Source organism: Cedecea sp., assembly GCF_036500665.1.
Lineage (GTDB): Bacteria > Pseudomonadota > Gammaproteobacteria > Enterobacterales > Enterobacteriaceae > Cedecea.
The window spans coordinates 46,493-71,233 of the sequence record NZ_DASYBS010000138.1 but is presented as its reverse complement, the minus strand read 5'-3'; the positions used below and the strand labels follow the sequence as shown (position 1 = coordinate 71,233).

Below are 24,741 nucleotides of genomic sequence, written 5' to 3'. Positions count from 1 at the left end.
GATAAACAAAACCCTGCCTGAGGCAGGGTTTTGAGATCGCTGAGGATTTTATGGATCATCACCTGCTGGCCATCCGTGTATTCAACCGTGTTGTCGAAACCGGGGGGTTCACCCGTGCCGCCGACTCCCTACGTATGCCCAAGGCCACCGTCACCAAGCTGATTCAAAACCTGGAAAACCACCTGCAAACCAAGCTTTTTCAGCGCACAACCCGCAGCGTCTCAGTGACCAAAGAGGGTGAATGCTACTACCGTCGTACCGTGAAATGGCTCGCCGACCTTGAGCAGATGGAAGGCAGTATGACCGAATCGCAAACAGAGCCTCAGGGCGTGCTGCGGGTGGATGCCGGTGGATCAATGGCGCGCCAGGTGCTGATCCCCGCCCTGCCCGAATTTCTTGAGCGTTACCCGGACGTCTCCATCGACCTTGGCGTGAGTGACCGTCTGGTGGATTTAATCAATGACAGCGCCGACTGCGTCATACGCAGCGGCCCGCTGGTCGATTCCACGCTTATTGCTCGCCGCCTGTTTACCATGGACTGGGCAACCTGCGCCACGCCGGGCTATCTTGCGCGCTATGGCACACCCACGCGGCCTGATGAACTGGAGCAAGGTTTCCCGCTCGCGCATTACCGCCATGCGCGTAACGACCGCATCTATCCGCTGCGTTTTGTCGATCGCGGTAAAACCATTGAGGTACAACACCGCTATCAAATCAGCGTTAACGAAAGTAACGCTCATCTGGCCGTAGCGCTTTCCGGCAGCGCCATGGTGCAGACCGTACGCTTCGCCGCCCAGCCACACATTGATAGAGGCGAACTGGTAAGCGTGCTCGAAGCGTACCAACCTCCACCGGAGCAGATGTATTTGGTGTACCCTTCCAACCGCCATCTGAGCGCCAGACTGCGCGTCTTTATCGAGTGGGCAACGGCGCGATTCTCCTGATAACGTCCAGAAGGCGGCTTCACTTACCCCCGCATAAAAATATGTTACTCTCCGCTGGGTTACCCCTCTGGAGACGGCTATGAACGGCAAGGCAGCGCGCCCTACGATAAGCGATGTCGCAAAAGCGGCGAAGACCGGGAAGACCAGCGTCTCCCGCTACCTTAACGGCGAGCAAAACGCGCTGTCCGACGACCTACGTGGGCGCATTGAGCGCGCTATTGCCGAACTCGATTACCGCCCAAGTCAAATGGCCCGTGGCCTGAAACGAGGCCGCACCCGGCTGATCGGCCTGATCATTGCCGACATCACCAATCCCTATTCCGTCGACGTCCTTAGCGGCATTGAAGCCGCCTGCCGCGAGAAAGGCTTTACACCGCTGGTGTGTAACACCAACAACGCAGTCGATCAGGAGCTGCACTACCTCGACCTGCTGCGCAGCTATCAGGTTGAGGGGATCGTGGTCAACGCGGTTGGGATGCGTGAAGAAGGGCTCAACCGCCTGCAGCAGTCCGCGCTGCCGATGGTGCTTATCGATCGTAAAATCCCGGACTTTGCCTGCGACGTGGTGGGGCTGGACAACATTCAGGCCGCAACCACCGCCACCGAACACCTCATCGAGCAGGGCTTCGAAGCTATTCTGTTCCTCAGTGAACCTCTGGGCATGGTAAATACCCGTCGCGAGCGTTTGCGAGCATTTCGCGGCACGCTGGAGCGTTATCCTGGCGTTATTGCTGAAAATGCCGAAACCCCGCTGCATGAAGCGGGGTTAATCGACAACACGCTGCGCCAGTTCCACACTCGCCACCGCGGGATGCGCAAAGCGGTCATTTCCGCAAACGGCGCGCTCACCCTGCAGGTTGCCCGATCATTACGCCGCATTGGCCTGAATTGGGGGAGCGATATCGGCCTGCTGGGCTTTGACGAGCTGGAATGGGCCGAGCTTGCCGGGGTCGGCATTACCACCCTCAAGCAACCGACCTGGCAGATAGGCTACGCCGCGCTGGAGCAGGTCGTGAGGCGTATTGAAGGCACCAGCGAAACGGTGCGTGAGCAGGTCTTTTCCGGCGAACTTATCGTGCGCGGCTCCACCTCCCGCTAAATCTTTTGTTCGTGATGGCGCTCAAAAATTAGCACTGGCGTTCTTTTCTTTGGAACCGGTTCCATCTGGCGTAATAACATCGTTAGTCAGCTGTTATCGCCCTGGAGACCGCCATGTCGCGAAAAATTATCGTCGTCACCGCCGCCTACGGCCACGACCGCATTGCCGCCCTCGGCGGGCAGCAGGCCTTGCTGCCCATTATCGCTGAAGCCGGTGCCGACGGCGTGGAGATCCGCCGCGAACTGTTCACCTCCGCGCAGTTAGATTTCCTGTCGACGATGGCCGGTGAAATCACCCAGCACGGGCTGGAAGCCTGCTACTCCGCGCCGGAGCCGCTGTTCACGGGCGACGGCAAGCTGAACCCGCTGATCCCTTCGCTGTTACAAGAGGCTCATCAGCTGAACGCCCGCTGGCTCAAACTCTCTCTCGGGCAGTTCAACCACGCCCGGATGTTCGACACGCTGAAGCAGTGGCTTAGCGAAAGCCCCGTCGCGCTGGTAGTGGAAAATGACCAAACCGACAGCGGAAAGCTGGCCCCAATGCAGCGCTTCCAGGCCGCCTGTGACGTTCACAACCTGCCGGTCACGCTCACTTTCGACATGGCTAACTGGCTGTGGGTGGATGACTCCCCACAGCAGGCCGCGCGCGCGCTGGCGCCTTCCGTCAGCTATATCCATGTGAAAACGGCTGTTGCCCACCATAACCACTACCGCGCCGTGGCGCTGGATGACGCCAGTTCGGACTGGAAAGGGCTGCTGAACATGCTGCCGGTAGATGCCCCGCGCGGCATTGAGTTTCCGCTGGAAGGGCGAGACCTGGTCGCGGTCACCCGACATTACGTCAATCTTTTACGCGAGGAATAACCATGCATCAGCTGGATGTCATCACAATTGGTGAAGCGATGGCGATGTTCGTCGCCAGCGAAACCGGCGACCTGGCCGCCGCGGAGCACTTTATTAAACGCGCCGCCGGTGCCGAGCTGAACGTCGCCACAGGCCTGGCTCGCCTGGGCTTAAGCGTGGGCTGGGTGAGCCGCGTAGGCAATGACTCCTTTGGCCGCTACGTGCTACAGCAGCTGGCGAAGGAAAACATCGACGCCCGCGCCGTCACAGTAGACGAGCAATTCCGCACCGGCTTTCAGCTCAAATCCAAAGTCGAAGATGGAACCGATCCCATTGTGGAATATTTCCGTAAAGACTCCGCCGCCAGTCATCTTTCGGTGGCCGACTTCAATACCGAATACTTTCTCTCGGCGCGCCATCTACACCTGAGCGGCGTGGCGGCAGCGCTGTCAGGCACCTCGCTGGAGCTGCTGAATCACGCGGCAAAAACGATGAAGCAGCAGGGCAAAACGCTCTCCTTCGATCCTAACCTGCGCCCGGTGCTGTGGCGCAGCGAAGCCGAAATGGTGCAGCAGCTTAACCAGCTGGCTTTCCAGGCCGACTGGGTGCTGCCCGGCGTGAAAGAAGGCATCGTGCTCACCGGGCAAAACACCCCGGAAGGGATCGCCGATTTTTATCTTCATCATGGCGTAAAAGTCGTGGTGCTAAAAACCGGCGCGGACGGCGCCTGGTATAAAACCGCAGACGGCGAGAAAGGCGCGGTTGCGGCGGTAAAAGTAGACAACGTAGTGGATACCGTGGGTGCCGGAGACGGCTTTGCGGTCGGGGTGATAAGCGCCCTGCTGGAAGGGAGATCTTTGCATCAGGCCGTCAGCCGGGGCAACAAAATCGGCTCACTGGCGATACAGGTCATCGGTGACAGCGAAGGGCTACCGACCCGAAGCGCACTGGACGAATAAACCCGACACCCTCGCTCTGTACCCTACAGACAAAGCGAGACGGTTAACCTCAAGATAGAGGCACTCTCATGAAAAACCAGACAATCGCGCCAAAGCGCTGGTGGTACATCATGCCTATCGTGTTTATCACGTATAGCCTGGCTTACCTCGACCGCGCCAACTTCAGCTTCGCCTCCGCCGCAGGCATCAACGATGACCTCGGCATTACCAAAGGGATTTCATCCCTACTGGGCGCGCTGTTCTTCCTCGGCTACTTCTTCTTCCAGATCCCCGGGGCGATGTACGCCGAGCGCCGCAGCGTGCGCAAACTTATCTTCGTCTGCCTGATCTTATGGGGCGGCTGTGCCTCGCTGACCGGCATGGTGAGCAACATTCCGATGCTGGCCGCCATTCGCTTTGTGCTCGGCGTGGTTGAGGCGGCGGTGATGCCGGCGATGCTGATTTATATCAGCAACTGGTTTACCCAATCCGAACGCTCCCGCGCCAATACTTTCCTGATCCTCGGCAACCCGGTCACCGTGCTGTGGATGTCGGTGGTGTCCGGCTACCTGATTCAGGCCTTCGGCTGGCGCGAAATGTTCATCTTCGAAGGGATCCCGGCGGTTATCTGGGCGTTTGCCTGGTGGGTGCTGGTAAAAGATAAACCTGCCCAGGTGGGCTGGCTGTCCGATGGTGAAAAATCCGCACTGCAGGCGCAGCTGCAGAAAGAACAGGAAGGCATTAAAGCCGTGCGTAACTACGGTGAAGCCTTCCGGTCACGTAACGTGGTTATCCTGTGTATGCAGTACTTCGCCTGGAGCATCGGCGTGTACGGTTTCGTGCTGTGGCTGCCGTCGATTATCCGCAGCGCGGGTGCGGCAGGCATGGGAATGGTGGAGGTCGGCTGGCTCTCTTCCGTGCCTTACCTGGCCGCGACTATCGCGATGATCGCCGTCTCCTGGGCGTCGGACAAAATGCAAAACCGCAAGCTGTTCGTCTGGCCGCTGCTGCTGATTGGCGCGCTGGCGTTCCTGGGCTCATGGCTGGTCGGGGCCAACCATTTCTGGGTGTCCTATACGCTGCTGGTGATTGCCGGGGCGGCAATGTACGCCCCGTACGGCCCGTTCTTCGCCATTATCCCGGAGATGCTGCCGAAGAACGTGGCCGGCGGCGCGATGGCTTTAATCAACAGCATGGGTGCGCTGGGTTCTTTCGTCGGCTCGTGGTTTGTGGGTTACCTGAACGGCGCCACGGGCAGCCCGGCGGCGTCCTATGTCTTTATGGGGCTGGCGCTGCTCGCCTCGGTATGGCTTACTCTGATTGTTAAGCCTGCTAACCATCAACAAATCCCGTCCGGCGCACATCACGCCTGACCCCGCGCCGGGCGCTTTGTCGCCCGGTTCGCGTTTAACCGAAAACGGAGAATCTCATGAAGCCGTCCGTCATCCTCTACAAGGCGCTGCCTGACAACCTGCTGTCCCGGCTTGAAAGCCACTTTATCGTCACCCAGCTTGACGATATCAGCCCGGAAACCGTAAAAGCGAACGCGGATCTGTTTGCCAACGCGGAAGGTATCCTGGGCTCCGGCGGCAAAGTCGATGCTGCGTTTCTGGCCAATACGCCCAAGCTGCGCGCGGCTTCTACCGTTTCTGTCGGCTACGACAACTTTAACGTGGAGGCCCTGAACGAGCGCGGGGTGGTGCTGATGCATACGCCGACGGTGTTGACCGAAACCGTCGCCGATACCGCAATGGCCCTGATCCTTTCCAGCGCAAGACGCGTGGTGGAAGTCGCCGAGCGCGTGAAGGTCGGCGAATGGCAAAGCAGCATTGATGCTGACTGGTTTGGTATCGACGTGCACCATAAAACGCTCGGTATTCTTGGCATGGGGCGCATCGGCCTGGCGCTGGCGCAGCGCGCGCATTTCGGCTTCAGCATGCCAATTCTGTACAACGCCCGCCGCCATCATAAAGAGGCGGAAGAGCGTTTTAACGCCCGCTACTGCGACCTGGATACCCTGCTGGCAGAGTCTGATTTCGTGTGTATCCTGCTGCCGTTAAGCGAAGAAACCCGCCACCTGATTGGCGCAGAGCAAATTGCGAAGATGAAATCGTCTGCCATTCTGATCAACGTCGGGCGCGGCCCGGTGGTTGACGAGAAAGCGCTGATTCAGGCGCTGGAAGAGGGCAAAATTCACGCCGCCGGGCTGGATGTCTTCGAGCAAGAGCCGCTGCCGCTGGACTCCCCGCTGCTCGGGATGCCAAACGTGGTGGCTCTGCCGCACATCGGCTCCGCCACCCATGAAACGCGCTATGGCATGGCAGAATGCGCGGTGGAAAACCTGATTACCGCCCTGACTGGCAAGGTGGAAGTGAACTGCGTGAACCCGCAGGTGCTGAAATAGTTTTTTCGGCGGGCCAGAAAAACGCTAGCCCGTCGAATAAATCACGTTATGCCGGTATAAGGCGGACTCAAAATCCTCCTTCATACTGGCATAAAGCAGTATGACTACCCGGCACGGATCGCCGTCGTCATAAAAGCAGCGGTATTCATTATCTGTATCCAGCCATTCCCGGATACGTATTCCTTTATCGGCCAAAATACCGTTAAATCGATAGCGGGCAGGATCGAGAGAAATGGCCGAAACTGAACGTAACAACAGGTCATCAATCAGCTTTGCTGCTTCGTTATTACCTATAAATTGCGCTTTAAAAAACTCGAGATCCTGGAGGCTGGTTACCGCTGTTTCAGCAAGAGTAATCGATCGGCTCATCCTTGATAATCCCTCTTATTTCCTGGATTGACGCAGTTTTTCCAGCGCCTCATCAGGAGACAAGGTATCACCGCTGGCGGCTTCCTGCTTTGCCTTCATGATGAGTTTGAGTAACGCATTATTCTGACGCTCCCTCATTTTCTCTGCTTCTTCAAGCTGGCGCTCTGCGGCCGTCTGAACATATAACTCTGCCACACCGTTTTTGGTGATCCAGGCTCCCCCTTCAAAGACCCCAGGGGTGCTAAAGCTTTCACGCGCCGTTTTTTGCGACATTGTTTTAGGCATGGTTTCGCTCCAATAACACAGGTAGCGTCTATTTTATGAGCAATGAAAGGCGGGGTCAAATTTAGCCTAAATTTGTCACCATTCGCTGCCCATAAAAAAAGCGGAGTCGCCGTTAAGCGCTCCGCCTTTTCTTAGCTTACTAAATTTACTGCATTGCGGTCTGTGCCGCGCTCCAGGCCTGAGTAAACGCCTGATGCTGAGCGGACAGCGGACCAATCAACGAGTTGTACTGGCTTGCCTGCTGGGAAGTCGGGAACTGAATACCGCCGTTAGCAAAACCAACCTGAGTCCCCTGCTGAGCGATAAAATCACCCACCTGCACCAGCTGCTGGGTCAGGGTTTGCGCGGCTGGGATCAGCGGCGCCATGGCGTTCGCCGGGCCGGTCACCACTTTCTGATAGACCTGGTAGTAAACGGTTTTCAGATCGTCAGGCTGTTTCAACGCAGCCAGCGCGCCGTCAGCCTGCATTTTTGCGTTCTGAACCTGCTGGCCGAGGACGTTCAGCGAACCGTTAGCCTGGCGCAGCGCATCACGCTGGGTCATATAATCCTGCGGGGCGCGGATGCTATTCACGCTATCCACGACCGGCTTCATTCCTTCGTCCATGGCCTGGCTTACCTGCTGGGAGAAACCGTATAAAATGGCGTAGTCGGAGACCAGCGGGCCAAACTGTTTTTTCTGATCGGACGTCAGCGTTGGCAGGCGATCGCCGCTACGCATAGCCGTATTTTGCAGAAAATCGATGAACGCCTTGCGCTGGTCGCCTTCTTTATCGAAGCAACCACTCAGGCTCACCACCATTAACAACGCCGCCAGCGGCGCAAACCAGCGAGACCAGGACTTACCTGTCGCCATCATTTCTACTCCTATCACCAATGCACTACCTGGCAAATTGCCACCCAATAACGATGCTAAGAATAGTCCAACAGTCCTTCGCAAGATACCCTTTCGCAATAATCTCTCATGCTTACTCACCCCCTCAGGAAAAAGCGAGAAAGCGGCAAAATGGCCCACGCTGGATTAGCTTGCTAAGGATTTGCATAACTATTTACACATTTATACTAACGATTCCCTTCAGAGCCTTTTCAAGCGCTTACTTCGCCTGGGCATTCAGCTGAAACGCATAAGCATTTTTCGCAGCGCGTTCAGCAATGAACGTGATCCTACGCACGCTTTAAATCCAGCTACAGTTAATAGGCTTCTTTGCGTTCACGTTCTCGCTGTGTGATTTATGAGGAGTTCTCAATGGAATATAAAGATCCAATGGTTGAGCTGCTTAGCAGTCTTGAGCAGATTGTTTTTAAAGATAATCAGGTCATTAGCCTGAGTCAGAAACCCAGCGCCTTCTCGGAGTTTGAGCAGCTACGCAAAAGTACCGGACTAAAAATCGATGATTTTGCTCAGGCGATGGGGGTTAGCGTCACGATGGTGCAGGAATGGGAGTCCAGACGACTCAAGCCCTCAAGCACCGAAATGAAATTGATGCGTCTGATTCAGGCCAATCCAGGCCTAAGTAAGCAGTTAATAAGCTAGAAAATCGTTGCTGCGTTTGAAAACAACCCCGCTATGATGCGGGGTTTGTCATTTTAGCGCCGGGATTAGAACGTCTCCCAGTTAGCATCCGCGCCTGAAGACTGCGGTTTAAGCGCAACGGACTGTGGACGGAGTTTTTCCTGCACTGGCTCCACACGACGCCCTCCGGCCTGCTGAAGCTGGAACACCGCTACAGCCTGACGCAGTTCGCTTGCCTGATCTTCCAGCGCTGCAGCGGCAGAAGCTGACTCTTCCACCAGCGAGGCGTTCTGCTGCGTCACGCTATCCATCTCGGACACCGCCTGTGCCACCTGCTCAATGCCTTTGCTCTGCTCTTCAGAAGCCGAAGCGATTTCACCCATGATGTCCGTTACGCGGGTGACCGCCGAAACAATTTCCTTCATCGTCTCGCCCGCTTCGCGAACCTGGCTTGAGCCGGTATCAATGCGCGATACCGAGTTTTCAATCAGCACTTTAATTTCTTTCGCGGCCTGTGCGCTACGGCTGGCCAGCGTTCGTACCTCACCCGCAACAACGGCAAACCCACGTCCTTGCTCCCCCGCACGGGCAGCTTCTACCGCGGCGTTAAGCGCCAGGATATTGGTCTGGAAGGCAATGCTATCGATAACGCTGGTGATATCCACAATTTTGCCGGAGCTCTCGGCGATTTCGCTCATGGTGTTGACCACGCTATCCACCACACGGCCACCTTTCTGTGCGGTTTCGGAGGCATTTTTCGCCAGCCCGGTGGCCTGCCGCGCGTTGTCGGTGTTTTGCTTCACGGTCGCAGTAAGCTGCTCCATACTGGCCGCCGTCTCTTCCAGCGCCGCCGCCTGCTGCTCGGTGCGGGAGGAGAGATCGCTGCTGCCGGCAGATATTTCGCTGGCACCGGTGTAAATTGAATCGGCGTTGTCGCGCACCGAACTGACGGTTTTAATCAGCGACTGCTGCATGGTTTTCAGCCCGGCAGACAGGCGGCTCATTTCGCTGCGCCCTTCCGCTTCGATAGTGCGGGTTAAATCCCCCTCGGAGATAGCCTGGATATGCCCCATAACGGTTTTTAACGGCCACAGCAGTACGCGCTGCAGACCCAACCAGATAGCCACCAGCGCGGCAATAACAATCAGAAAAATAGTCCCCAGCGTCCACAGCATGCCGGTATAACTGCTTTGATTATGTTCACTGGAGGCTTTCAGCAGGCGAGTGTTCTGAGCCAGCCATTGCTCGTAGACCGCCTTGAAGTCGTCCTGCGCCTGCTGGGCATCAAGGTTGCCGTAAGCCTGGTAGTTATCGGCCTTCAGGAACCCAATGGACTGTTCCATAACGCCATGCATCTGCTTAAAGCTGGCGGCCGCTTTGTCGTCGATGGCTTTATCCTGGCCTGGAACATCGTCGGAGTTCATGTAATTGGAGAATTGCTTTTGCGCATCGGCAAGCAGGACGCCAGCGTGGCCCAGTAGCTTATTCATTGCCTCCAGCGAAGCCGGATCGCGCTGATTTTTCAGGATACGAATCGCCACCCGGTTGATGGTCACGCGGGTTTCGACCAGCGTCTGGAAGCTTCCGCCCAGCTGCTCCTGCTGATAATTTAGCAACCCGGTATGTTGAAAGTTAAGGCGATCGCTACTGACTGCGGAATAGAACAGCGCCCCTGTCACCAGCAATAACGCGCTGAAGATCCCAAGCGTAGTAACGATTCCGGTGATGACTTTGATATTTTTCATGGTGCCGAACATTCCTGAGGTGATAGGCGATATTAGATATATCGGTTCGGCGCAAATTTACCTTATCGCCCCTGGCGCGACTTTTTGTTAATCCATTGATATTTGAAAGTAAAAAAATTAATAAAAATTCGAAGGGGACTTTATGAGAAAGGCGATCAAAATGACGAGAAGCACTGCATGGAATGGATTTTAGAATAAACCAGGAAAATCAATTCATTGATTTTCAACTGATAATCACAAAGAGGGAAAAACCACGCTTTTCCCTCTTTGTCGGCAAATTAACCCGCCGAAGCGGGTTTCTGATAGCGACAGGCTTTTAAGCCATTACTGCAGCAGGGAGATATCCGCCACCTGCAGGAACAGCTCGCGCAGCTTGGTCAGCAGCGTCAGGCGGTTAATACGCAGCTCTTTATCTTCCGCGTTAACCATTACCTTGTCGAAGAACTCATCCACCGGCTCGCGCAGGTTGGCCAGCTCTTCCAGGGCTTCCTGGTAACGGCCTTCGGCGAAGTACGGCTGCAGCTTATCGCGCAGCACCACCACGTTAGTCGCCAGGCGAATTTCTTCGGCCTCTTTCAGGACGGAAGCATGCACGATGTCGTTCAGCACTTCATCGGACTTGGCAAGAATGTTGGACACACGCTTGTTAGCCGCCGCCAGCGACGCCGCCGCTTCCAGAGTGCGGAAGTGGGAAACCGCCTTCATGCGAGCGTCGAAGTCCGCCGGTTTAGTTGGACGACGCGCCAGCACCGCCTGAATTGTGTCAACCGCGTGGCCTTCTTCCTGATACCAGGCGCGGAAGCGGCCCAGCATAAAGTCGATAACCTCATCCACCACGTTGGTGTTGGTCAGCTTGCTGCCGTAGAGGCGAGCCGCTTCTTCGGTCAGGGTCTGCAGATCCAGCGGCAGGTTTTTCTCAACGATAATGCGCAGCACGCCCAGCGCGGCACGGCGCAGCGCGAACGGGTCTTTATCGCCTTTCGGATGCTGACCAATGCCGAAGATGCCCGCAAGGGTGTCCATCTTGTCGGCAATCGCCACCGCACAGGCCACCAGGTTAGACGGCAGTTCATCGCCCGCAAAGCGAGGCTGATACTGCTCGTTTAGCGCAACCGCTACGTCTTCCGCTTCGCCGTCGTGACGGGCGTAGTGCATGCCCATGATGCCCTGGGTGTCGGTAAACTCGAACACCATGTTGGTCATCAGGTCACACTTGGACAGCAGGCCCGCGCGGGTTGCATGATTCACGTCTGCGCCAATCTGGCCGGCAATCCAGCCGGAAAGCGCTTCGATGCGGTTGGTTTTGTCGCGCAGGGTGCCCAGCTCTTTCTGGAACAGAACGGTTTCCAGGCGCGGCAGATTGTCTTCCAGACGCTTTTTACGGTCGGTATTGAAGAAGAACTCGGCATCCGCCAGGCGCGGGCGAACCACCTTCTCGTTACCGGAAATGATCTGCACCGGGTCTTTCGACTCGATGTTCGTCACGAAGATGAAGTTTGGCAGCAGCTTGCCGTCGTTGTCGTAAACCGGGAAGTACTTCTGGTCACCTTTCATGGTGTAAACCAGCGCTTCGGCAGGCACGGCCAGGAATTTCTCTTCAAACTTCGCGGTCAGCACCACCGGCCATTCCACCAGCGAGGTAACTTCTTCCAGCAGGCTTTCGCTCAGGTCCGCGTTACCGCCAATTTTACGGGCGGCTTCTTCAGCATCACGTTTGATGGTGGCTTTACGCGCTTCGTAATCAGCAATGACCTTCCCGCGCTCCAGCAGGATCTGCGGGTACTGGTCGGCATTGTCGATGGTGAACTCCGGCTCGCCCATAAAGCGGTGGCCGCGAATCACGCGATCTGACTGAATGCCCAGAATAGTGGCAGGGATCAGTTCGTCACCCAGCAGCAGCGTCACGGTGTGAACCGGGCGCACGAACTGAATGTCGGACGCGCCCCAGCGCATCAGCTTAGGAATCGGCAGTTTCGCCAGGGAAGTGGCGATCATGTTCGGCAGCAGAGCCTGCACGCTTTCGCCCTTCACATGGGCGCGGTACATCAGCCATTCGCCTTTGTCGGTCGCCAGACGCTCGGCCTGGTCAACGGTAATTCCGCAGCCACGAGCCCAGCCTTCGGCGGCTTTGCTTGGTTTGCCTTCGGCGTCAAACGCCGCAGACACCGCAGGGCCGCGTTTTTCGACTTCGCGATCCGGCTGAGAAGCTGCCAGTTTAGCAATTTTCAGCGCCAGGCGACGCGGAGCCGCAAACCATTTTACTTCGCCGTGGGCGATGTTGGCCGCATCCAGCTCGGCGGTAACGTTGGCAGCGAAGGATTCAGCCAGGCTGCGCAGGGCTTTTGGTGGCAGCTCTTCAGTGCCGATCTCCACCAGAAAAGTTTTTTCAGACATGCCTGCCTCTCTAGTTGTTCTTATTGCACATCGGGAAGCCAAGCGCTTCACGAGAAGCGTAGTAGGCTTCGGCCACGGCTTTGGTCAGGGTGCGAATGCGCAGAATGTAGCGCTGACGCTCGGTCACGGAGATGGCCTTGCGTGCATCCAGCAGGTTAAAGCTGTGAGCGGCTTTCAGAATACGTTCGTAGGCCGGCAGCGGCAGCGGAGTGTCCAGCGCCAGCAACTGCTGCGCTTCTTTCTCGTACTGCTCAAAGCAGGTGAACAGGAAGTCCACGTCGGCGTATTCGAAGTTATAGGTGGACTGCTCCACTTCGTTCTGGTGGAACACGTCGCCGTAGGTGGTTTTACCCAGCGGGCCGTCGCTCCACACGAGGTCGTAAACGCTGTCTACGCCCTGAATGTACATCGCAAGGCGCTCTAAGCCGTAGGTGATTTCGCCGGTAACAGGCTTGCACTCCAGGCCACCGACCTGCTGGAAGTAGGTGAACTGCGTCACTTCCATACCGTTGAGCCAGACTTCCCAGCCCAGGCCCCATGCGCCAAGCGTTGGGTTTTCCCAGTTATCTTCCACGAAGCGAATGTCATGAATCGTTGGATCCATACCCAGCTCTTTCAGAGACCCGAGGTACAGCTCCTGAATGTTGTCCGGGGAAGGCTTAATCACCACCTGGAACTGATAGTAGTGCTGTAAACGGTTCGGGTTTTCGCCGTAGCGGCCATCGGTAGGACGGCGGGACGGCTGCACGTAAGCGGTGGCCATTGGTTCCGGGCCTAAGGCGCGCAGGCTGGTCATCGGGTGAGAGGTGCCTGCGCCTACTTCCATGTCCAAAGGTTGAACAATGGTGCAGCCCTGGCGAGCCCAGTAGTCCTGTAAAGTCAGGATCAGGCCTTGAAAGGTCTTGGTATCAAACTTTTGCATGTTGAATTCGCACGCGTTCGGTGGATTTAAGAGAAGCGGCCAGTATATACGCAAACGCGGTCGAGTTGTATCAACACGGCAACGGAACGGCTGGCTGAGGAAAAGCCGTCAGGTTGTTGCGCGTTGGTTGAGGTTTTCGCGGCTGGAAAGGTGTGAAAATTGACCACTTTCATCAAATGAGCAGGTAAAACCTTCTTTGCGGGCAGTACTGCCCATCATTTCATAGCTTGCCTGGTACTGCTTAAAGTCGGACAAATTAATGCGCTGCGGCTGGGTGTTGTAGCGGAAAGCGGCCTGGTTTTTACAGGCAAGTTCCATCGCCTCGGTGTGAACAATCGGGCGAGCCTGCGGTGAAAAGTGATTTTCCTGCTGTGGAACACTACAACCACTGAGAATAAACGCGAAAAATGCGGCCAGGATGAGTCTATTTTTTCTTTCTACCATCATCATTCGCTACCAGTACGTTAAACTCGGTTTCTTATTCATATTCCCCGTGAACCATGCATTCTGCGAAGCCGTCATGGGGATAGCAAGATACGCAACACAAACTCAGAAATATCCGGGCGCAGGTATTAAAAGCAGGTTCAGGGGAACGAATGCAGCAAAAAATTAACTGGATTGATAACCTTAGGGGCATTGCCTGCCTGATGGTCGTGATGATCCATACAACGACCTGGTACATCACCAATCCGCACAGCGTGACCGATTTTAGCTGGGATTTTTCAAACGTTTTGAACTCAGCCTCACGCGTCAGCGTACCGCTGTTTTTCATGATTTCCGGGTACCTGTTTTTTGGCGAGCGCAGCGCCCAGCAGCGCCACTTTCTTCGCATAGCCAGCTGCCTGCTGTTTTATAGCGCCATTGCGCTGCTCTATATCTGGCTGTTTACCCCGATAAGCGTCGGCCTTGCGCTGCGCTACATCCTGGTAAAACCGGTGTTCTATCACCTGTGGTTCTTCTTCGCGATTATGGTGATTTACCTGCTTTCGCCGCTGATACAGGTGAAAAAGGTCAGCGCCGTAACAATCCTTGGGCTGATGGTGCTGCTCGGCGTGGTGGCCAACCCCAACACGGTACCGCAGACGTTGGGCAATATGCGCTGGCTGCCCGTTAACCTCTATATTAATGGCGACACCTTCTATTACGTGCTTTACGGGCTTTTAGGCCGGGCGATTGGCATGCTCGATACCCAAAGAAAAGGCGTCAGTGGCCTGGCGGGCGGCCTGTTTGTGATTTGCGTTATTTCCATTGCGCTCGGCACTCATCGGCAATTGGAGATTAACCAGAACTTCGCCGAGACTTTCTACGTCTATTGTGGCCCGCTGGTGTTTATCGCCGCCATCAGCCTGCTGGTCGTCGCGAAGAACTGCCTGAACCAGCGTCCGCTGCCCGGCCTGACGTTTATCTCACGCTACTCGCTGGGTATTTATGGTTTTCATGCGCTGATTATCCATTACCTGCGCACCCATAATATTGAGCTGACCCACTGGCCGGTGCTGGATATTCTGTGGATCTTCGGCGCAACGCTGGCGGGAAGCCTGCTGCTGGCCGTTGCCGTTGGAAAGCTCGACCGCAAAAAACTGGTTAGCTAAGCGCCGCGCATTCTGCCCCGCGCCCGATGCAGCTGTCGCGGGGAGGAAAACCCGGCGGCGCTGGCCGCCTGCTCCAGCCGCTGCCCCTGCTGTAGCCGCTGTTCCGCTACCGCAAGCCGCAGCTGTTCCAGATAGTCGCGCACGGATATGCCCAGATGCTGCTGAAACAGGCGGGATAAATGCCGGGGGCTGACGTGAACCCGGTCGGCAATTTCCGGTACCGGCCAGGGCGCTTCAGGCGAGGCGGCAAGCAGATCCTGCGCACGGTGCACGGCAGGATGAATATGGTTCCGGTAGCGAAGCCAGGGCGATAGCTGCGGGTCGTCGCCGGAACGGCGGAACCAGACGACCATTTCTCGGGCCACTTCAAGCGCCACCCGCGGGCCGCAGTAGCGGTTAATCAAATGCAGGGAAAGATCGATCCCGGAGGTGATCCCGGCGCTGGTCCAAATCCCCCGGTCTTCAACAAAAATCCGGTTGTCTTTGACCTGCGCGCCGGGGGCCGCCGCTTTCAATCGCTCAAGGACGTCATGATGCGTTGTGCACTGAATGCCGTGCATCAGCCCAGCCCGCGCCGCCAGCAGCGCCCCGGAGCACACGCACATCAGATTAAGCTGTTGGCTGTGGATTTGCGGCTGTAGGCGGGTTAACCAGCGCCTGACCTCTTCCGCCTGGGGCGTGGCAAAAAATCGGTTTGAGTCGCATACCCCAGGCAGCACCAGCAGGCTCCCGGCGGGAAGCTGTTCCGGTAACGGCTGAATGCCGCTGAAGGTCAGGCCGATGGAGGTTTCAACCTGAGGGTCCGGGCCAATGTAGTGCAGGTCAAAAGCCTTCCCGGCCAGCCCCAGCGTTTCCGCCGGGCCGCTCAGGTCGAGGGACAAGACCCCCGGCAGCACCACAAACCAGACCCCTATACTCATTCCAGCGACTCCAGACATTCGGCTACGGTTTGTATTTCGGCGAACCGCCCGGCCAGCACGGTTTCAGTGCGGTGGCGCAGGGTGGCTGCGTCCAGCGTAACGCCTTTCCAGGTCATCGGGAAGGTGAGCATGGCTTCGCTCACGAAAGAAACCCGGTAACCCAGGTCAGAGGCAACGCGCGCGGTGGTCTCACAGCATTGCTCGGTGCGGATCCCACAGATAATCAGGTGGTTGATGTCACGGGCGCGAAGCCAGCGATCGAGCCCGGTATCGGTAAAGGCGTTATGAATGTGCTTCTGAAAACTGACCGCCGCCTGATGCTGTAAAAACGACATCGGCGTAACAAATCCGGAAGCCAGCGAAAAGACATCATCTTCATCCACGTGGAAGATATCCACCACCGGCACACCTTTCTGCTGGCAGCCCGTAATAAGCGTCAGCATCGCCTGCTGAAACGCAGGGACATCGTCCTCTTGCCAGTAATTCCGGTGGAAGAAAGACTGTTGGGTATCGATGTTAATCAGCGCCGTACGTGACATATTCGGACTCCTCATTGGTTTGCTTAAAACCATTCTGACAAGGGATTCCGCAGACGCTAATACCAAAAACGGACAGGATAGTGTTGGTTTGAGACGATGCCCTTCAGCCACAACGTCGCGGCTTGTTTTACCCTCACCCTGGCCCTCTCCCTAAAAGGAAGAGGGAATAAACAAGGTTCCCCGTCGCCTGTGTCTACCCTACTCTCACGGTCATCAGGACATCAGCGGCAACAGCTGCTGATAGAGTTGGTTGAATACCTGCCGTCTACCGGCATAGCGCTGGTGCAGCGCAAAATCCGGCCGATGCCGCTGCTCGAGAGGCAGCTGAGGCAGCAGCGCCTGCAAAGACTGACCCGGTGAAAGCGCTATTTGCGCCAGGCGAGCCGCACCGAGCGCGGGCCCAACGTCGCCGCCGGTGCGGTAGTCCAGCACCTGGCCGCTGATATCGGCCAGCATTTGCCGCCAGTACGGGCTACGGGCGCCACCGCCAATCAGCGTGACGCTGTCCGGCGTAATGCCGCATTCATGAACAATATCCATGCCGTCCGCCAGCGCATAACCCACGCCTTCCAGCACCGCACGGGCAAGCTCGGCGGGGCCATGTTGATGGGTCAGACCAAAAAAGGTGCCTTTAGCCTGTGGGTTGTTGTGCGGAGTCCGTTCACCGGAAAGATAGGGCAAAAACCAGACGACACCCGCATCCCGATCCGCCTGTTCAGCCGCAGCCAGCAGAGCCGGAACGCTGCCCAGGCCGGTGAGTTTTGCCGCCCAGTCAAGGCAAGAGGCCGCGCTTAGCATGACCGACATCAGGTGCCAACGGTTGGGTAACGCATGGCAAAAACTGTGTACCGCGCTTTCCGGCTTACTGCGAAAACCGTCGCTTACGGCGAAATAGACGCCGGAGGTGCCGAGCGAGAGCATGGCCTGCCCGGCGTCCACCATCCCGACGCCGATAGCCCCGGCGGCATTATCACCGCCGCCCGCCACCACGGGCACCGCAGGCATATTCCAGCTTTCGGCGACATCGCGCTTCAGCACGCCGGTGATTTCGCTGCCCTCAAACAATTCGGGCATATGCTGGCGAGAGAGGCGGCAGGCATCGAGCATGGTGTCGCTCCAGTCCCGGCGGGCCACATCCAGCCACATCGTACCCGCCGCGTCGGACATATCACTGGCAAATTCACCGGTCATCCTCAGGCGCAGGTAGTCCTTCGGCAGCAGCACTTTATCAATTTGCGCAAAAATATCGGGCTCGTGTCGCTCGACCCACAGCAGTTTCGGCGCGGTAAAGCCCGGCATCATCAGGTTGCCGGTTATCGCTCTGGACTCTTCGACATTACTTTCCAGCAGCGCACACTCCTCGCCGCTGCGGCCATCGTTCCAAAGAATGGCCGGGCGAAGCACGCGCTGTTTGCTGTCCAGTAACGTCGCGCCATGCATCTGGCCGGCAAGCCCAATCGCCTTTACGCCGCTAAAAGAGCGTTCCGCCCCTAGCGCACGCATCGCGCGGTCTGTGGCCTGCCACCAGTGTTCGGGATCCTGCTCGGACCAAAGGGAGTGAGGCCGGGAAACGGTCAGCGACTCGCTGTGTGCAGCCACCACCTCGCCTGCTTCACTCAGCAGGATTACCTTCACGCCCGACGTGCCAAGATCGATGCCGATATACATGGTAGCTCCTTAATATCGCGCCGCTTTTCGGCGGCGCAGGCAAGTTTAGTTATCGAACAAATAGTGGTTAATCAGGTTTTCTAAAAGCTCCTGATGCCCGCTCTGATGCTGCGGGGCCAGCTTGTGCTGCTCAGCGTACTGCGCGCGCTGCGCGAGGGATATCTGGCCTTTAAGAATTTGCTGGCCCAGCTCACTATTCCACCCGGCGTAACGTTTAGCGACACGTTTATCAAGCCTGAGGTCAGATAGGAGAATCGCTGATGTGATGGTTTTTTTACAAGAGAGTGTGATGCAGAATTAAGTGAAAAGACGGAGGAACCGATAATATCGATAACGTTAGTTTTTAATAAAAACCATCGCCGTAAAAATCAATTTGCGTTTAAAACCATAAATAACAATGCCCTCCGAAGAGGGCATTGAAATAAATGTACGATCAAAATCAGAATTAATTCGGCAGCATGAAACGCTGGTTACTCTGATACATCGCGAAAAGAAAATTATTATAGCTGGAGCCTTTGGTCGAATACCCTTTCAGCTTGTGGATCATATTGTTGGCCGTCACTTCCTGATCCGCTTTGCGCAGCTTGGCGCGCTCTTTACGGAACGAAGAATAGGCCGGATGGGTATTCAGATTAGCAACGTAGGCATTAACGCCTTCATTCAGAGAGCCGTAATGCAGGTAGCCTTTCACTTTACCCGGCTCGCTGTTGCAGTGGCGCTTCGTACACTTCATGCCAAACAGGTTGTTGTTGCTGCGGGCAAGCTTAGAGGTGCCCCAGCCGCTTTCCGCCGCCGCCATCGTCGCCACCATATTGGTAGGGATAATGTCGACTTTCTCCAGCAACGTGTTCCACGGCACACGATTAGTGTTGCCGCGCCATGCCACCTTATACCGCTGGGTGATTTCTTTCAGGCGCGTACGCTCGCTCGGCGACCAGCGTTTCTCGTACTGTTTTGAAATCAACCAGTTACGATCGGCGGTAATCGCGGCATTTTGGCGGGTAATATATGGCATGACCGTCCGGAGAAACGCTTTTTTCCTTGGTGTCCCGGAAGGGTATTTTCGCAAATCAGGAAGCGAACCATTTTCACTATTGCGAGAATACTCTTTTTTACTACTTGCCAGCTTACTACTTACCGCTTTTTTACTGCTTACTTTCGTTATATGGGCCTTGGTGTGCGATTTGGGCTCATGTTTACTGGCGAACGCGTGACTTGAAAAGCCCACGGTCAGCAGCATGAGTATCGCGGCCCCGAATCGTCGGAATGGGGGTGATATCATTAGCTCTCCTGGTCGGATCGATCGTTTCCAGTGCCTTATTTTATAAAAGGTTTTAGAAAAATAGACGCGAATTATACCAAAAATAACCGCTCAGAGCACCTTTAGAAATAGTACTATTCCGAAACAATGTCACCAATGAACTTCTTATGGTGGCAAAAAGTATTGTAAAATTCGGGGGTTAATCACAGTTCATGCGGCAGGAAAAAAATGAACTGCTGAGGGTTATTCCCGCGTTTAGAGAGTGAGATTATTGGTTATATTTTAGGATGGCGGCGGCGATGACCAGGGCGGGGTGTAACCGGGGTTAAGGCGCTCAGATAACATTTTAATACAGGAAAACTGGCAACATGAGCCTGGTGCAAAACCTGATAAAAAAAGCCTTTGCTACTGCGAACGCTAATGAAGCCGCAAGCTTCCTGGCCAGCGCCTGTAACCGAATGAAATTGCATAACAAAGAGCAAATTCAGGCCGAGGTCAGCGCAGCATTAGTGAACGTCAATCTTGTCCGCATCAGTGAAAAACCGCCGCAGACCAAAACGGTCTATCAGGACTCACCGGAAACCCTTCGTCGCCTGAAAGACGCCGAGTCACTCTCAGCCAGCCTGCTTATCCAACTGCGTGAAGCACAGCAACGTTACGCTCAGAGCGACACCGCGGAAACCACCACGCGCCTGCATAAATTTGAAAAACAGGTCACAGAGCTCCAGAAAGCGCTGAATATTAGCCAGGAAATGCACCTCAAAGAATCGGCATTGGTGCGCAGCGTGATGCAGCGAGAAATCGACGAGCTAAAAAGCCTGCTGAACCGGCAGAAAGAGTCTGGATCCGGGCTTGTTGAAATTCATCAGCGCGAAAAAGCCGAGCTGCATCAGCGCCTGGAAGCCGCAGACGAGCTGATAAAAACCCAGCAGGAAGCGCGCTACAAAGCAGAAGCGGAAGTCACCGTGCTACATGAAAAACTCGAAAGCCTGCGCGCCGACAACCACTACAGTTTTGAGCAATGCGAAACCCTGAACGCCCGTCTCACCAAAACTATTGATGAGCTGCTGGCCACCCGCAATACGTTGAGCGCCCACTTCGGCCACTGGCTGACGAATAAATAAAAACGTTAACGCCGTCACTCACCCCTGCGGCTCCACCCTGCATAACGTAGGCGCAGGATGAGCGAATCCCCCCGGGACGGTGGCAAACTGCGCAATAAATCCCCGCTGGATGATGCGTATGAAACGGCTTTCTCTCTGTCTTTTACTCACACCCTACCTCGCGTACGCGGGCTGGAGCACACCGGGACTGCCTCCTTTTCAGGAAACGGGCCCGGGCCTGTTCACCAGCGCCGCTCACCTCGATAAAGGCTCGCTGCCGCTTAATCTGAAGCTAGATAACCAATGCTGGCAGCCCTCAGAGGCCATCAAACTGAATCAGGTTCTGTCCCTTTCGCCTTGCGCCGGGGACGCCCCGGCGTGGCGGCTTTTCCGCGCCGGAGAGTACCAGGCGCAAATAGATACCCGCAGCGGGACGCCAACGCTGATGTTGAGCCTTCAGCCGGAGGCCAGCAGTCAGCCTCAGCAAACAGTGGCGCAGTGCCCGAAATGGGATGGAAAGCCGCTCATCGTCGACGTCAGCAGTACCTTCCCGGAAGGCTCACTGGTGCGGGATTTCTATAGTGGAAACACGGCCAAGGTTGAGCAAGGCCATATCACGCTGATGCCCGCGGCCGGAAGCGACGGTTTACTGCTGCTGGAGTCCGCAGCCGTAGAAAAGCCAGCCCCGTTTAGCTGGCAAAATGCGACGGTCTATTTCGTTCTCACCGACCGTTTTGAAAACGGCAACCCCGCAAACGACAACAGCTATGGCCGCCACAAAGACGGTATGCAAGAAATTGCCACCTTCCACGGCGGCGATCTCGCCGGGCTGACTAACAGGCTGGATTACCTGCAGCAGCTTGGCGTTAACGCGCTCTGGATAAGCTCCCCGCTGGAGCAAATTCACGGCTGGGTGGGCGGCGGCACCAAAGGCGACTTCCCGCATTACGCCTACCACGGTTACTACACCCAGGACTGGACGAAACTTGACGCCAACATGGGTAACGAAGCCGATCTCCGCCAACTGGTGGATGAAGCCCACAGGCGCGGGATCCGCATTCTGTTTGACGTTGTCATGAACCACGCCGGCTATGCGACGCTTGCCGACATGCAGGAATATCAGTTTGGCGCGCTGTATCTTAAAGGTGACGAACTCAGGAAAACGCTCGGCAAGAACTGGACGGACTGGAAGCCTGCGCCGGGCCAAAGCTGGCACAGCTTTAACGACTACATCAACTTTAGCGACAAAGCCGCATGGGATAAGTGGTGGGGCAAAGCCTGGATCCGAACGGACATTGGCGATTACGATAATCCAGGCTTCGACGACTTAACTATGTCGCTCGCCTTCTTGCCCGATTTAAAAACCGAAGCGACCGCTCCGGCAGAACTCCCGATATTTTACCGCCACAAGCCGGATACGGCCGCGAAAGCGATAGCAGGCTACACCGTTCGTGATTACCTGACCCACTGGCTTAGCCAATGGGTACGTGACTATGGCATCGACGGCTTCAGGGTTGATACCGCAAAACACGTTGAAAAAGCGGCCTGGCAGCAATTAAAAACGCAGTCCAGCGCGGCATTAGCCGAATGGAAACGGGCCAACCCGGACAAAAAAATCGATGACGCGCCGTTCTGGATGACGGGCGAAGCCTGGGGCCACGGCGTGATGAAAAGCGATTACTACGCCAGCGGCTTCGACGCGATGATCAACTTCGACTACCAGGAACAGGCGGCCAAAGCGGTGGAGTGCCTGGCCACGATTGACCCCACCTGGCAGCAAATGTCAGAGAAGCTTCAGCAATTCAACGTGCTGAGCTATTTATCCTCTCACGATACCCGCCTGTTCCGGGAGGGCGGGCAAAAAGCGGCAGAACTGCTGATGCTGACGCCGGGCGCGGTGCAGATTTTCTACGGCGATGAAACCCAGAGGCCGTTCGGCCCCACGGGTTCTGACCCGCTGCAGGGAACCCGCTCGGACATGAACTGGCAGGATGCCGCCGGGAAGGAAGCCGCCACGCTTGCCCACTGGCAGAAGCTGAGCCAGTTCCGCGCCCGCCATCAGGCCATCGGCGCAGGAAAACAAACGACGTTGAGCGTCGCACAGGGCTATGCTTTTAGCCGGGTCAGCGGCGATGACAAGGTGATGGTGGTGTGGGCGGGGAATCGATAGTCGTCATATCGACTATTTAAGTTCGGCTAAGGTTCCGTTCACTTCCAGTTCGGTTTCATATGTCACCACCGAACCGGTGAACGACTCGGGGAAGTCACCGTCACTTCCCCGAGAACCCGGACTCCCGGCCAAATAAATCGACCACTAAAGCGGCAGACCTCCGTTTTATCTCCCAGTCCTGGGTCGGCTGAGATGCGTTCCCGACGCTCTCAGCCTCCGGCCAGTCGGAGAGAAAACGGAGGCGATTTAAGCCGGAACCGAGCCTCGCTTCAAATCCGCAGCTACACAGAGCGTCACAGTCGCTGTAAGCCTCACAGCCACGCCCTTGTTCCCGGCTCTCATCGCCCCCGGTTATGACCCAACTCAGGCGGGGTGGAGCTGCCGGGAGCAGCGAAAGAGAGCGATCGTCGGGAACGAATCGCGAACGACCCCGAATGTTTGGGTGATGGCCGGTGGGTTTACCGCTTCAGCGGCGATGAGCTCGCCGGGCGCCGGGGGTCGTCAGGGGGCATGGCGTAATGCCACCTGACACGTTCACCGTCTCTGAACGTACAGAGAAAATAGATCTACAGGTGAACGGAACTTCATCCGTTTCCCCATAGAAAATATCATAAGAGCCAGCATCAATGATGCCGCCACCATTCAACATATCCTGCTACACCGCACAAATCCCACAGCATATTCGCCAATAGTGGCTATGCTTACCGGGTTTGCACGGCGTAATTTGTAGCGCTATGGTTAGCCTCTTTTCAAAAGTATTCAGCAGACCCACGTTATGACGTTTTCACTTTTCGGCGACAAATTCACCCGCCATGCAGGCATCACCCGCCTGATGGAGGATCTCAACGACGGCCTGCGCACGCCCGGTGCCATCATGCTTGGCGGCGGTAATCCTGCGCAAATCCCGGCGATGAACGACTACTTCCAGCAGCTGCTTTCCGAGATGCTGGCCAGCGGCAAACTGACCGACACGCTATGCAACTACGACGGTCCGCAGGGGAAAAGTGAACTGCTAAAATTGCTTGCCGGCATGCTGCGCAATGAACTGGGTTGGGACATCGAACCACAGAATATTGCACTGACAAACGGCAGTCAGAGCGCGTTTTTCTACTTGTTTAACCTTTTCGCCGGACGTCATGCGGATGGCCGCACCAAAAAGGTGCTTTTCCCACTGGCGCCGGAGTACATCGGCTACGCGGATGCCGGGCTTGAAGAAGATCTGTTTGTCTCCACTCGCCCGAACATCGAGCTGCTGCCGGAAGGCCAGTTTAAGTACCACGTTGACTTCGAACATCTGCATATCGGCGAAGATACCGGCATGATCTGCGTTTCACGCCCAACGAACCCGACGGGCAACGTGATAACCGATGAAGAGCTAATGAAGCTGGACGCGCTGGCCAACCAGCACGGTATTCCGCTGGTTATCGATAACGCTTACGGCGTACCGTTCCCCGGCATTATCTTTAGCGAAGCCCGCCCGCTGTGGAACCCGAACATCATCCTGTGCATGAGCCTGTCCAAGCTCGGCCTGCCGGGCAGCCGCTGCGGAATAATCATCGCTAACGAGAAAATCATCTCCGCCATCAGCAACATGAACGGCATCATTAGCCTGGCACCGGGCGGGATTGGCCCGGCGATGGCCTGCGAAATGATTAAGCGTAACGATCTGCTGCGCCTGTCCGAGACGGTTATCAAGCCGTTCTACTACCAGCGCGTGCATGAAACTATCGCCGTTATTCGCCGCTACCTGTCGCCGGAGCGCTGCCTGATTCACAAACCGGAAGGCGCTATCTTCCTGTGGCTGTGGTTTAAAGACCTGCCGATCACCACCGAACTGCTGTACCAGCGCCTGAAAAAGCGCGGCGTGCTGATGGTGCCGGGCGATTACTTCTTCCCCGGGCTGGACAAGCCGTGGCCGCACACGCACCAGTGCATGCGCATGAATTATGTGCCGGAGCCGGAAAAGATTGAGGCGGGGGTGAAAATCCTGGCCGAAGAGATTGAGCGAGCGTGGGCGGAAGCCGAGTAACAAG

The 24,741-nt window shown here is 56.2% G+C and carries 23 protein-coding genes and 1 pseudogene; 12 read left to right on the top strand and 12 right to left on the bottom strand.

What is annotated here, in order from left to right; genetic code table 11:
* Positions 1-50 precede the first annotated feature (50 nt).
* From VGM55_RS21960 to ghrB, 6 genes are all read left to right on the top strand, one after another.
* Positions 51-944: a LysR family transcriptional regulator gene (locus tag VGM55_RS21960; RefSeq protein WP_154187342.1), complete on the top strand. Its 894-nt coding sequence runs from the start codon at positions 51-53 to the stop codon at positions 942-944.
* Positions 945-1,023: 79 nt separating this feature from the next.
* A complete protein-coding gene (locus tag VGM55_RS21955) occupies positions 1,024-2,043 on the top strand; it encodes a LacI family DNA-binding transcriptional regulator (protein WP_331636691.1) in 1,020 nt (339 codons plus the stop codon).
* Positions 2,044-2,156: 113 nt separating this feature from the next.
* Positions 2,157-2,906 (top strand): sugar phosphate isomerase/epimerase family protein, encoded by a 750-nt coding sequence (locus VGM55_RS21950; protein WP_154187340.1) that lies wholly within the window; start codon positions 2,157-2,159, stop codon positions 2,904-2,906.
* 2 nt (positions 2,907-2,908) lie between these two features.
* Positions 2,909-3,844: a sugar kinase gene (locus tag VGM55_RS21945; protein WP_331636690.1), complete on the top strand. Its 936-nt coding sequence runs from the start codon at positions 2,909-2,911 to the stop codon at positions 3,842-3,844.
* Between the two features lie 68 nt (positions 3,845-3,912).
* Positions 3,913-5,196 carry an MFS transporter gene (locus VGM55_RS21940; RefSeq protein ID WP_154187338.1) on the top strand — a complete coding sequence of 428 codons (1,284 nt, stop codon included), beginning with the start codon at positions 3,913-3,915 and terminating at the stop codon, positions 5,194-5,196.
* Positions 5,197-5,252: 56 nt separating this feature from the next.
* Positions 5,253-6,227, top strand: coding sequence for a glyoxylate/hydroxypyruvate reductase GhrB (gene ghrB / locus VGM55_RS21935; protein ID WP_154187337.1), 975 nt, complete (start codon positions 5,253-5,255; stop codon positions 6,225-6,227).
* Positions 6,228-6,251: 24 nt separating this feature from the next.
* Here ghrB and VGM55_RS21930 read toward each other — a convergent pair whose 3' ends face one another.
* From VGM55_RS21930 to VGM55_RS21920, 3 genes are all read right to left on the bottom strand, one after another.
* The gene (locus VGM55_RS21930; RefSeq protein ID WP_154187336.1) at positions 6,252-6,596 is read right to left on the bottom strand and encodes a hypothetical protein; all 345 of its coding nucleotides are present in this window, start codon (positions 6,594-6,596) and stop codon (positions 6,252-6,254) included.
* Between the two features lie 15 nt (positions 6,597-6,611).
* Positions 6,612-6,881 carry a hypothetical protein gene (locus VGM55_RS21925; protein WP_154187335.1) on the bottom strand — a complete coding sequence of 90 codons (270 nt, stop codon included), beginning with the start codon at positions 6,879-6,881 and terminating at the stop codon, positions 6,612-6,614.
* A 145-nt stretch (positions 6,882-7,026) separates the two neighbouring features.
* A complete protein-coding gene (locus VGM55_RS21920) occupies positions 7,027-7,737 on the bottom strand; it encodes a DUF3053 domain-containing protein (protein WP_038483066.1) in 711 nt (236 codons plus the stop codon).
* Between the two features lie 390 nt (positions 7,738-8,127).
* Here VGM55_RS21920 and VGM55_RS21915 point away from each other — a divergent pair, with 390 nt between their 5' ends.
* Positions 8,128-8,415 carry an HTH-type transcriptional regulator gene (locus tag VGM55_RS21915; protein WP_038477456.1) on the top strand — a complete coding sequence of 96 codons (288 nt, stop codon included), beginning with the start codon at positions 8,128-8,130 and terminating at the stop codon, positions 8,413-8,415.
* 65 nt (positions 8,416-8,480) lie between these two features.
* Here the strand turns inward: VGM55_RS21915 and tcp are convergent, their stop codons facing one another.
* The 4 genes from tcp to VGM55_RS21895 all read right to left on the bottom strand — a co-directional run bounded on the left by tcp (position 8,481) and on the right by VGM55_RS21895 (position 13,902).
* Entirely contained in the window at positions 8,481-10,139 is a 1,659-nt protein-coding gene (tcp, locus tag VGM55_RS21910; protein WP_331636689.1) for a methyl-accepting chemotaxis citrate transducer, read from the bottom strand.
* A 324-nt stretch (positions 10,140-10,463) separates the two neighbouring features.
* A complete protein-coding gene (gene glyS / locus VGM55_RS21905) occupies positions 10,464-12,533 on the bottom strand; it encodes a glycine--tRNA ligase subunit beta (RefSeq protein ID WP_331636687.1) in 2,070 nt (689 codons plus the stop codon).
* A 10-nt stretch (positions 12,534-12,543) separates the two neighbouring features.
* A complete protein-coding gene (gene glyQ / locus VGM55_RS21900) occupies positions 12,544-13,455 on the bottom strand; it encodes a glycine--tRNA ligase subunit alpha (RefSeq protein WP_154187332.1) in 912 nt (303 codons plus the stop codon).
* A 108-nt stretch (positions 13,456-13,563) separates the two neighbouring features.
* Positions 13,564-13,902: a YsaB family lipoprotein gene (locus VGM55_RS21895; RefSeq protein ID WP_154187516.1), complete on the bottom strand. Its 339-nt coding sequence runs from the start codon at positions 13,900-13,902 to the stop codon at positions 13,564-13,566.
* Between the two features lie 149 nt (positions 13,903-14,051).
* Here VGM55_RS21895 and VGM55_RS21890 point away from each other — a divergent pair, with 149 nt between their 5' ends.
* Positions 14,052-15,047, top strand: coding sequence for an acyltransferase (locus tag VGM55_RS21890; RefSeq protein WP_154187331.1), 996 nt, complete (start codon positions 14,052-14,054; stop codon positions 15,045-15,047).
* Here VGM55_RS21890 and VGM55_RS21885 read toward each other — a convergent pair.
* The 5 genes and pseudogenes from VGM55_RS21885 to VGM55_RS21865 all read right to left on the bottom strand — a co-directional run bounded on the left by VGM55_RS21885 (position 15,044) and on the right by VGM55_RS21865 (position 19,456).
* Positions 15,044-15,967 (bottom strand): GlxA family transcriptional regulator, encoded by a 924-nt coding sequence (locus VGM55_RS21885; protein WP_331636685.1) that lies wholly within the window; start codon positions 15,965-15,967, stop codon positions 15,044-15,046. The genes VGM55_RS21890 and VGM55_RS21885 overlap by 4 nt on opposite strands.
* Positions 15,964-16,506, bottom strand: coding sequence for an isochorismatase family protein (locus VGM55_RS21880; protein WP_331636684.1), 543 nt, complete (start codon positions 16,504-16,506; stop codon positions 15,964-15,966). The genes VGM55_RS21885 and VGM55_RS21880 overlap by 4 nt, the downstream gene beginning before the upstream one ends.
* Before the next feature lie 213 nt (positions 16,507-16,719).
* Positions 16,720-18,174 (bottom strand): xylulokinase, encoded by a 1,455-nt coding sequence (gene xylB, locus VGM55_RS21875; RefSeq protein WP_331636682.1) that lies wholly within the window; start codon positions 18,172-18,174, stop codon positions 16,720-16,722.
* 45 nt (positions 18,175-18,219) lie between these two features.
* Positions 18,220-18,417, bottom strand: a pseudogene (locus VGM55_RS21870) (xylose isomerase); the annotation flags it as partial.
* Positions 18,418-18,619: 202 nt separating this feature from the next.
* Positions 18,620-19,456: a protein bax gene (locus VGM55_RS21865; protein ID WP_154187327.1), complete on the bottom strand. Its 837-nt coding sequence runs from the start codon at positions 19,454-19,456 to the stop codon at positions 18,620-18,622.
* Between the two features lie 347 nt (positions 19,457-19,803).
* On the opposite strand from VGM55_RS21865, the gene VGM55_RS21860 reads away from it, so the two are divergent.
* The 4 genes from VGM55_RS21860 to avtA all read left to right on the top strand — a co-directional run bounded on the left by VGM55_RS21860 (position 19,804) and on the right by avtA (position 24,737).
* Positions 19,804-20,559 (top strand): hypothetical protein, encoded by a 756-nt coding sequence (locus VGM55_RS21860; protein ID WP_154187326.1) that lies wholly within the window; start codon positions 19,804-19,806, stop codon positions 20,557-20,559.
* A 118-nt stretch (positions 20,560-20,677) separates the two neighbouring features.
* Positions 20,678-22,708 (top strand): alpha-amylase, encoded by a 2,031-nt coding sequence (locus VGM55_RS21855; RefSeq protein ID WP_331636681.1) that lies wholly within the window; start codon positions 20,678-20,680, stop codon positions 22,706-22,708.
* 325 nt (positions 22,709-23,033) lie between these two features.
* Positions 23,034-23,237 (top strand): hypothetical protein, encoded by a 204-nt coding sequence (locus tag VGM55_RS21850; RefSeq protein ID WP_331636679.1) that lies wholly within the window; start codon positions 23,034-23,036, stop codon positions 23,235-23,237.
* A gap of 246 nt (positions 23,238-23,483) precedes the next feature.
* Positions 23,484-24,737 carry a valine--pyruvate transaminase gene (avtA, locus tag VGM55_RS21845; RefSeq protein WP_154187324.1) on the top strand — a complete coding sequence of 418 codons (1,254 nt, stop codon included), beginning with the start codon at positions 23,484-23,486 and terminating at the stop codon, positions 24,735-24,737.
* Positions 24,738-24,741 lie beyond the last annotated feature (4 nt).

Coding starts and splice junctions, on each gene's coding strand:
- avtA (WP_154187324.1), top strand. CDS start 23,484: ATGACGTTTTCACTTTTCGGCGACAAATTCACCCGCCATGCAGGCATC.
- VGM55_RS21890 (WP_154187331.1), top strand. CDS start 14,052: ATGCAGCAAAAAATTAACTGGATTGATAACCTTAGGGGCATTGCCTGC.
- VGM55_RS21920 (WP_038483066.1), bottom strand. CDS start 7,737: ATGGCGACAGGTAAGTCCTGGTCTCGCTGGTTTGCGCCGCTGGCGGCG.
- VGM55_RS21855 (WP_331636681.1), top strand. CDS start 20,678: ATGAAACGGCTTTCTCTCTGTCTTTTACTCACACCCTACCTCGCGTAC.
- VGM55_RS21860 (WP_154187326.1), top strand. CDS start 19,804: ATGAGCCTGGTGCAAAACCTGATAAAAAAAGCCTTTGCTACTGCGAAC.
- VGM55_RS21945 (WP_331636690.1), top strand. CDS start 2,909: ATGCATCAGCTGGATGTCATCACAATTGGTGAAGCGATGGCGATGTTC.
- VGM55_RS21925 (WP_154187335.1), bottom strand. CDS start 6,881: ATGCCTAAAACAATGTCGCAAAAAACGGCGCGTGAAAGCTTTAGCACC.
- VGM55_RS21865 (WP_154187327.1), bottom strand. CDS start 19,456: ATGATATCACCCCCATTCCGACGATTCGGGGCCGCGATACTCATGCTG.
- VGM55_RS21885 (WP_331636685.1), bottom strand. CDS start 15,967: ATGAGTATAGGGGTCTGGTTTGTGGTGCTGCCGGGGGTCTTGTCCCTC.
- VGM55_RS21915 (WP_038477456.1), top strand. CDS start 8,128: ATGGAATATAAAGATCCAATGGTTGAGCTGCTTAGCAGTCTTGAGCAG.
- tcp (WP_331636689.1), bottom strand. CDS start 10,139: ATGAAAAATATCAAAGTCATCACCGGAATCGTTACTACGCTTGGGATC.
- VGM55_RS21895 (WP_154187516.1), bottom strand. CDS start 13,902: ATGATGGTAGAAAGAAAAAATAGACTCATCCTGGCCGCATTTTTCGCG.
- VGM55_RS21940 (WP_154187338.1), top strand. CDS start 3,913: ATGAAAAACCAGACAATCGCGCCAAAGCGCTGGTGGTACATCATGCCT.
- VGM55_RS21930 (WP_154187336.1), bottom strand. CDS start 6,596: ATGAGCCGATCGATTACTCTTGCTGAAACAGCGGTAACCAGCCTCCAG.
- glyS (WP_331636687.1), bottom strand. CDS start 12,533: ATGTCTGAAAAAACTTTTCTGGTGGAGATCGGCACTGAAGAGCTGCCA.
- xylB (WP_331636682.1), bottom strand. CDS start 18,174: ATGTATATCGGCATCGATCTTGGCACGTCGGGCGTGAAGGTAATCCTG.
- ghrB (WP_154187337.1), top strand. CDS start 5,253: ATGAAGCCGTCCGTCATCCTCTACAAGGCGCTGCCTGACAACCTGCTG.
- glyQ (WP_154187332.1), bottom strand. CDS start 13,455: ATGCAAAAGTTTGATACCAAGACCTTTCAAGGCCTGATCCTGACTTTA.
- VGM55_RS21880 (WP_331636684.1), bottom strand. CDS start 16,506: ATGTCACGTACGGCGCTGATTAACATCGATACCCAACAGTCTTTCTTC.
- VGM55_RS21960 (WP_154187342.1), top strand. CDS start 51: ATGGATCATCACCTGCTGGCCATCCGTGTATTCAACCGTGTTGTCGAA.
- VGM55_RS21950 (WP_154187340.1), top strand. CDS start 2,157: ATGTCGCGAAAAATTATCGTCGTCACCGCCGCCTACGGCCACGACCGC.
- VGM55_RS21955 (WP_331636691.1), top strand. CDS start 1,024: ATGAACGGCAAGGCAGCGCGCCCTACGATAAGCGATGTCGCAAAAGCG.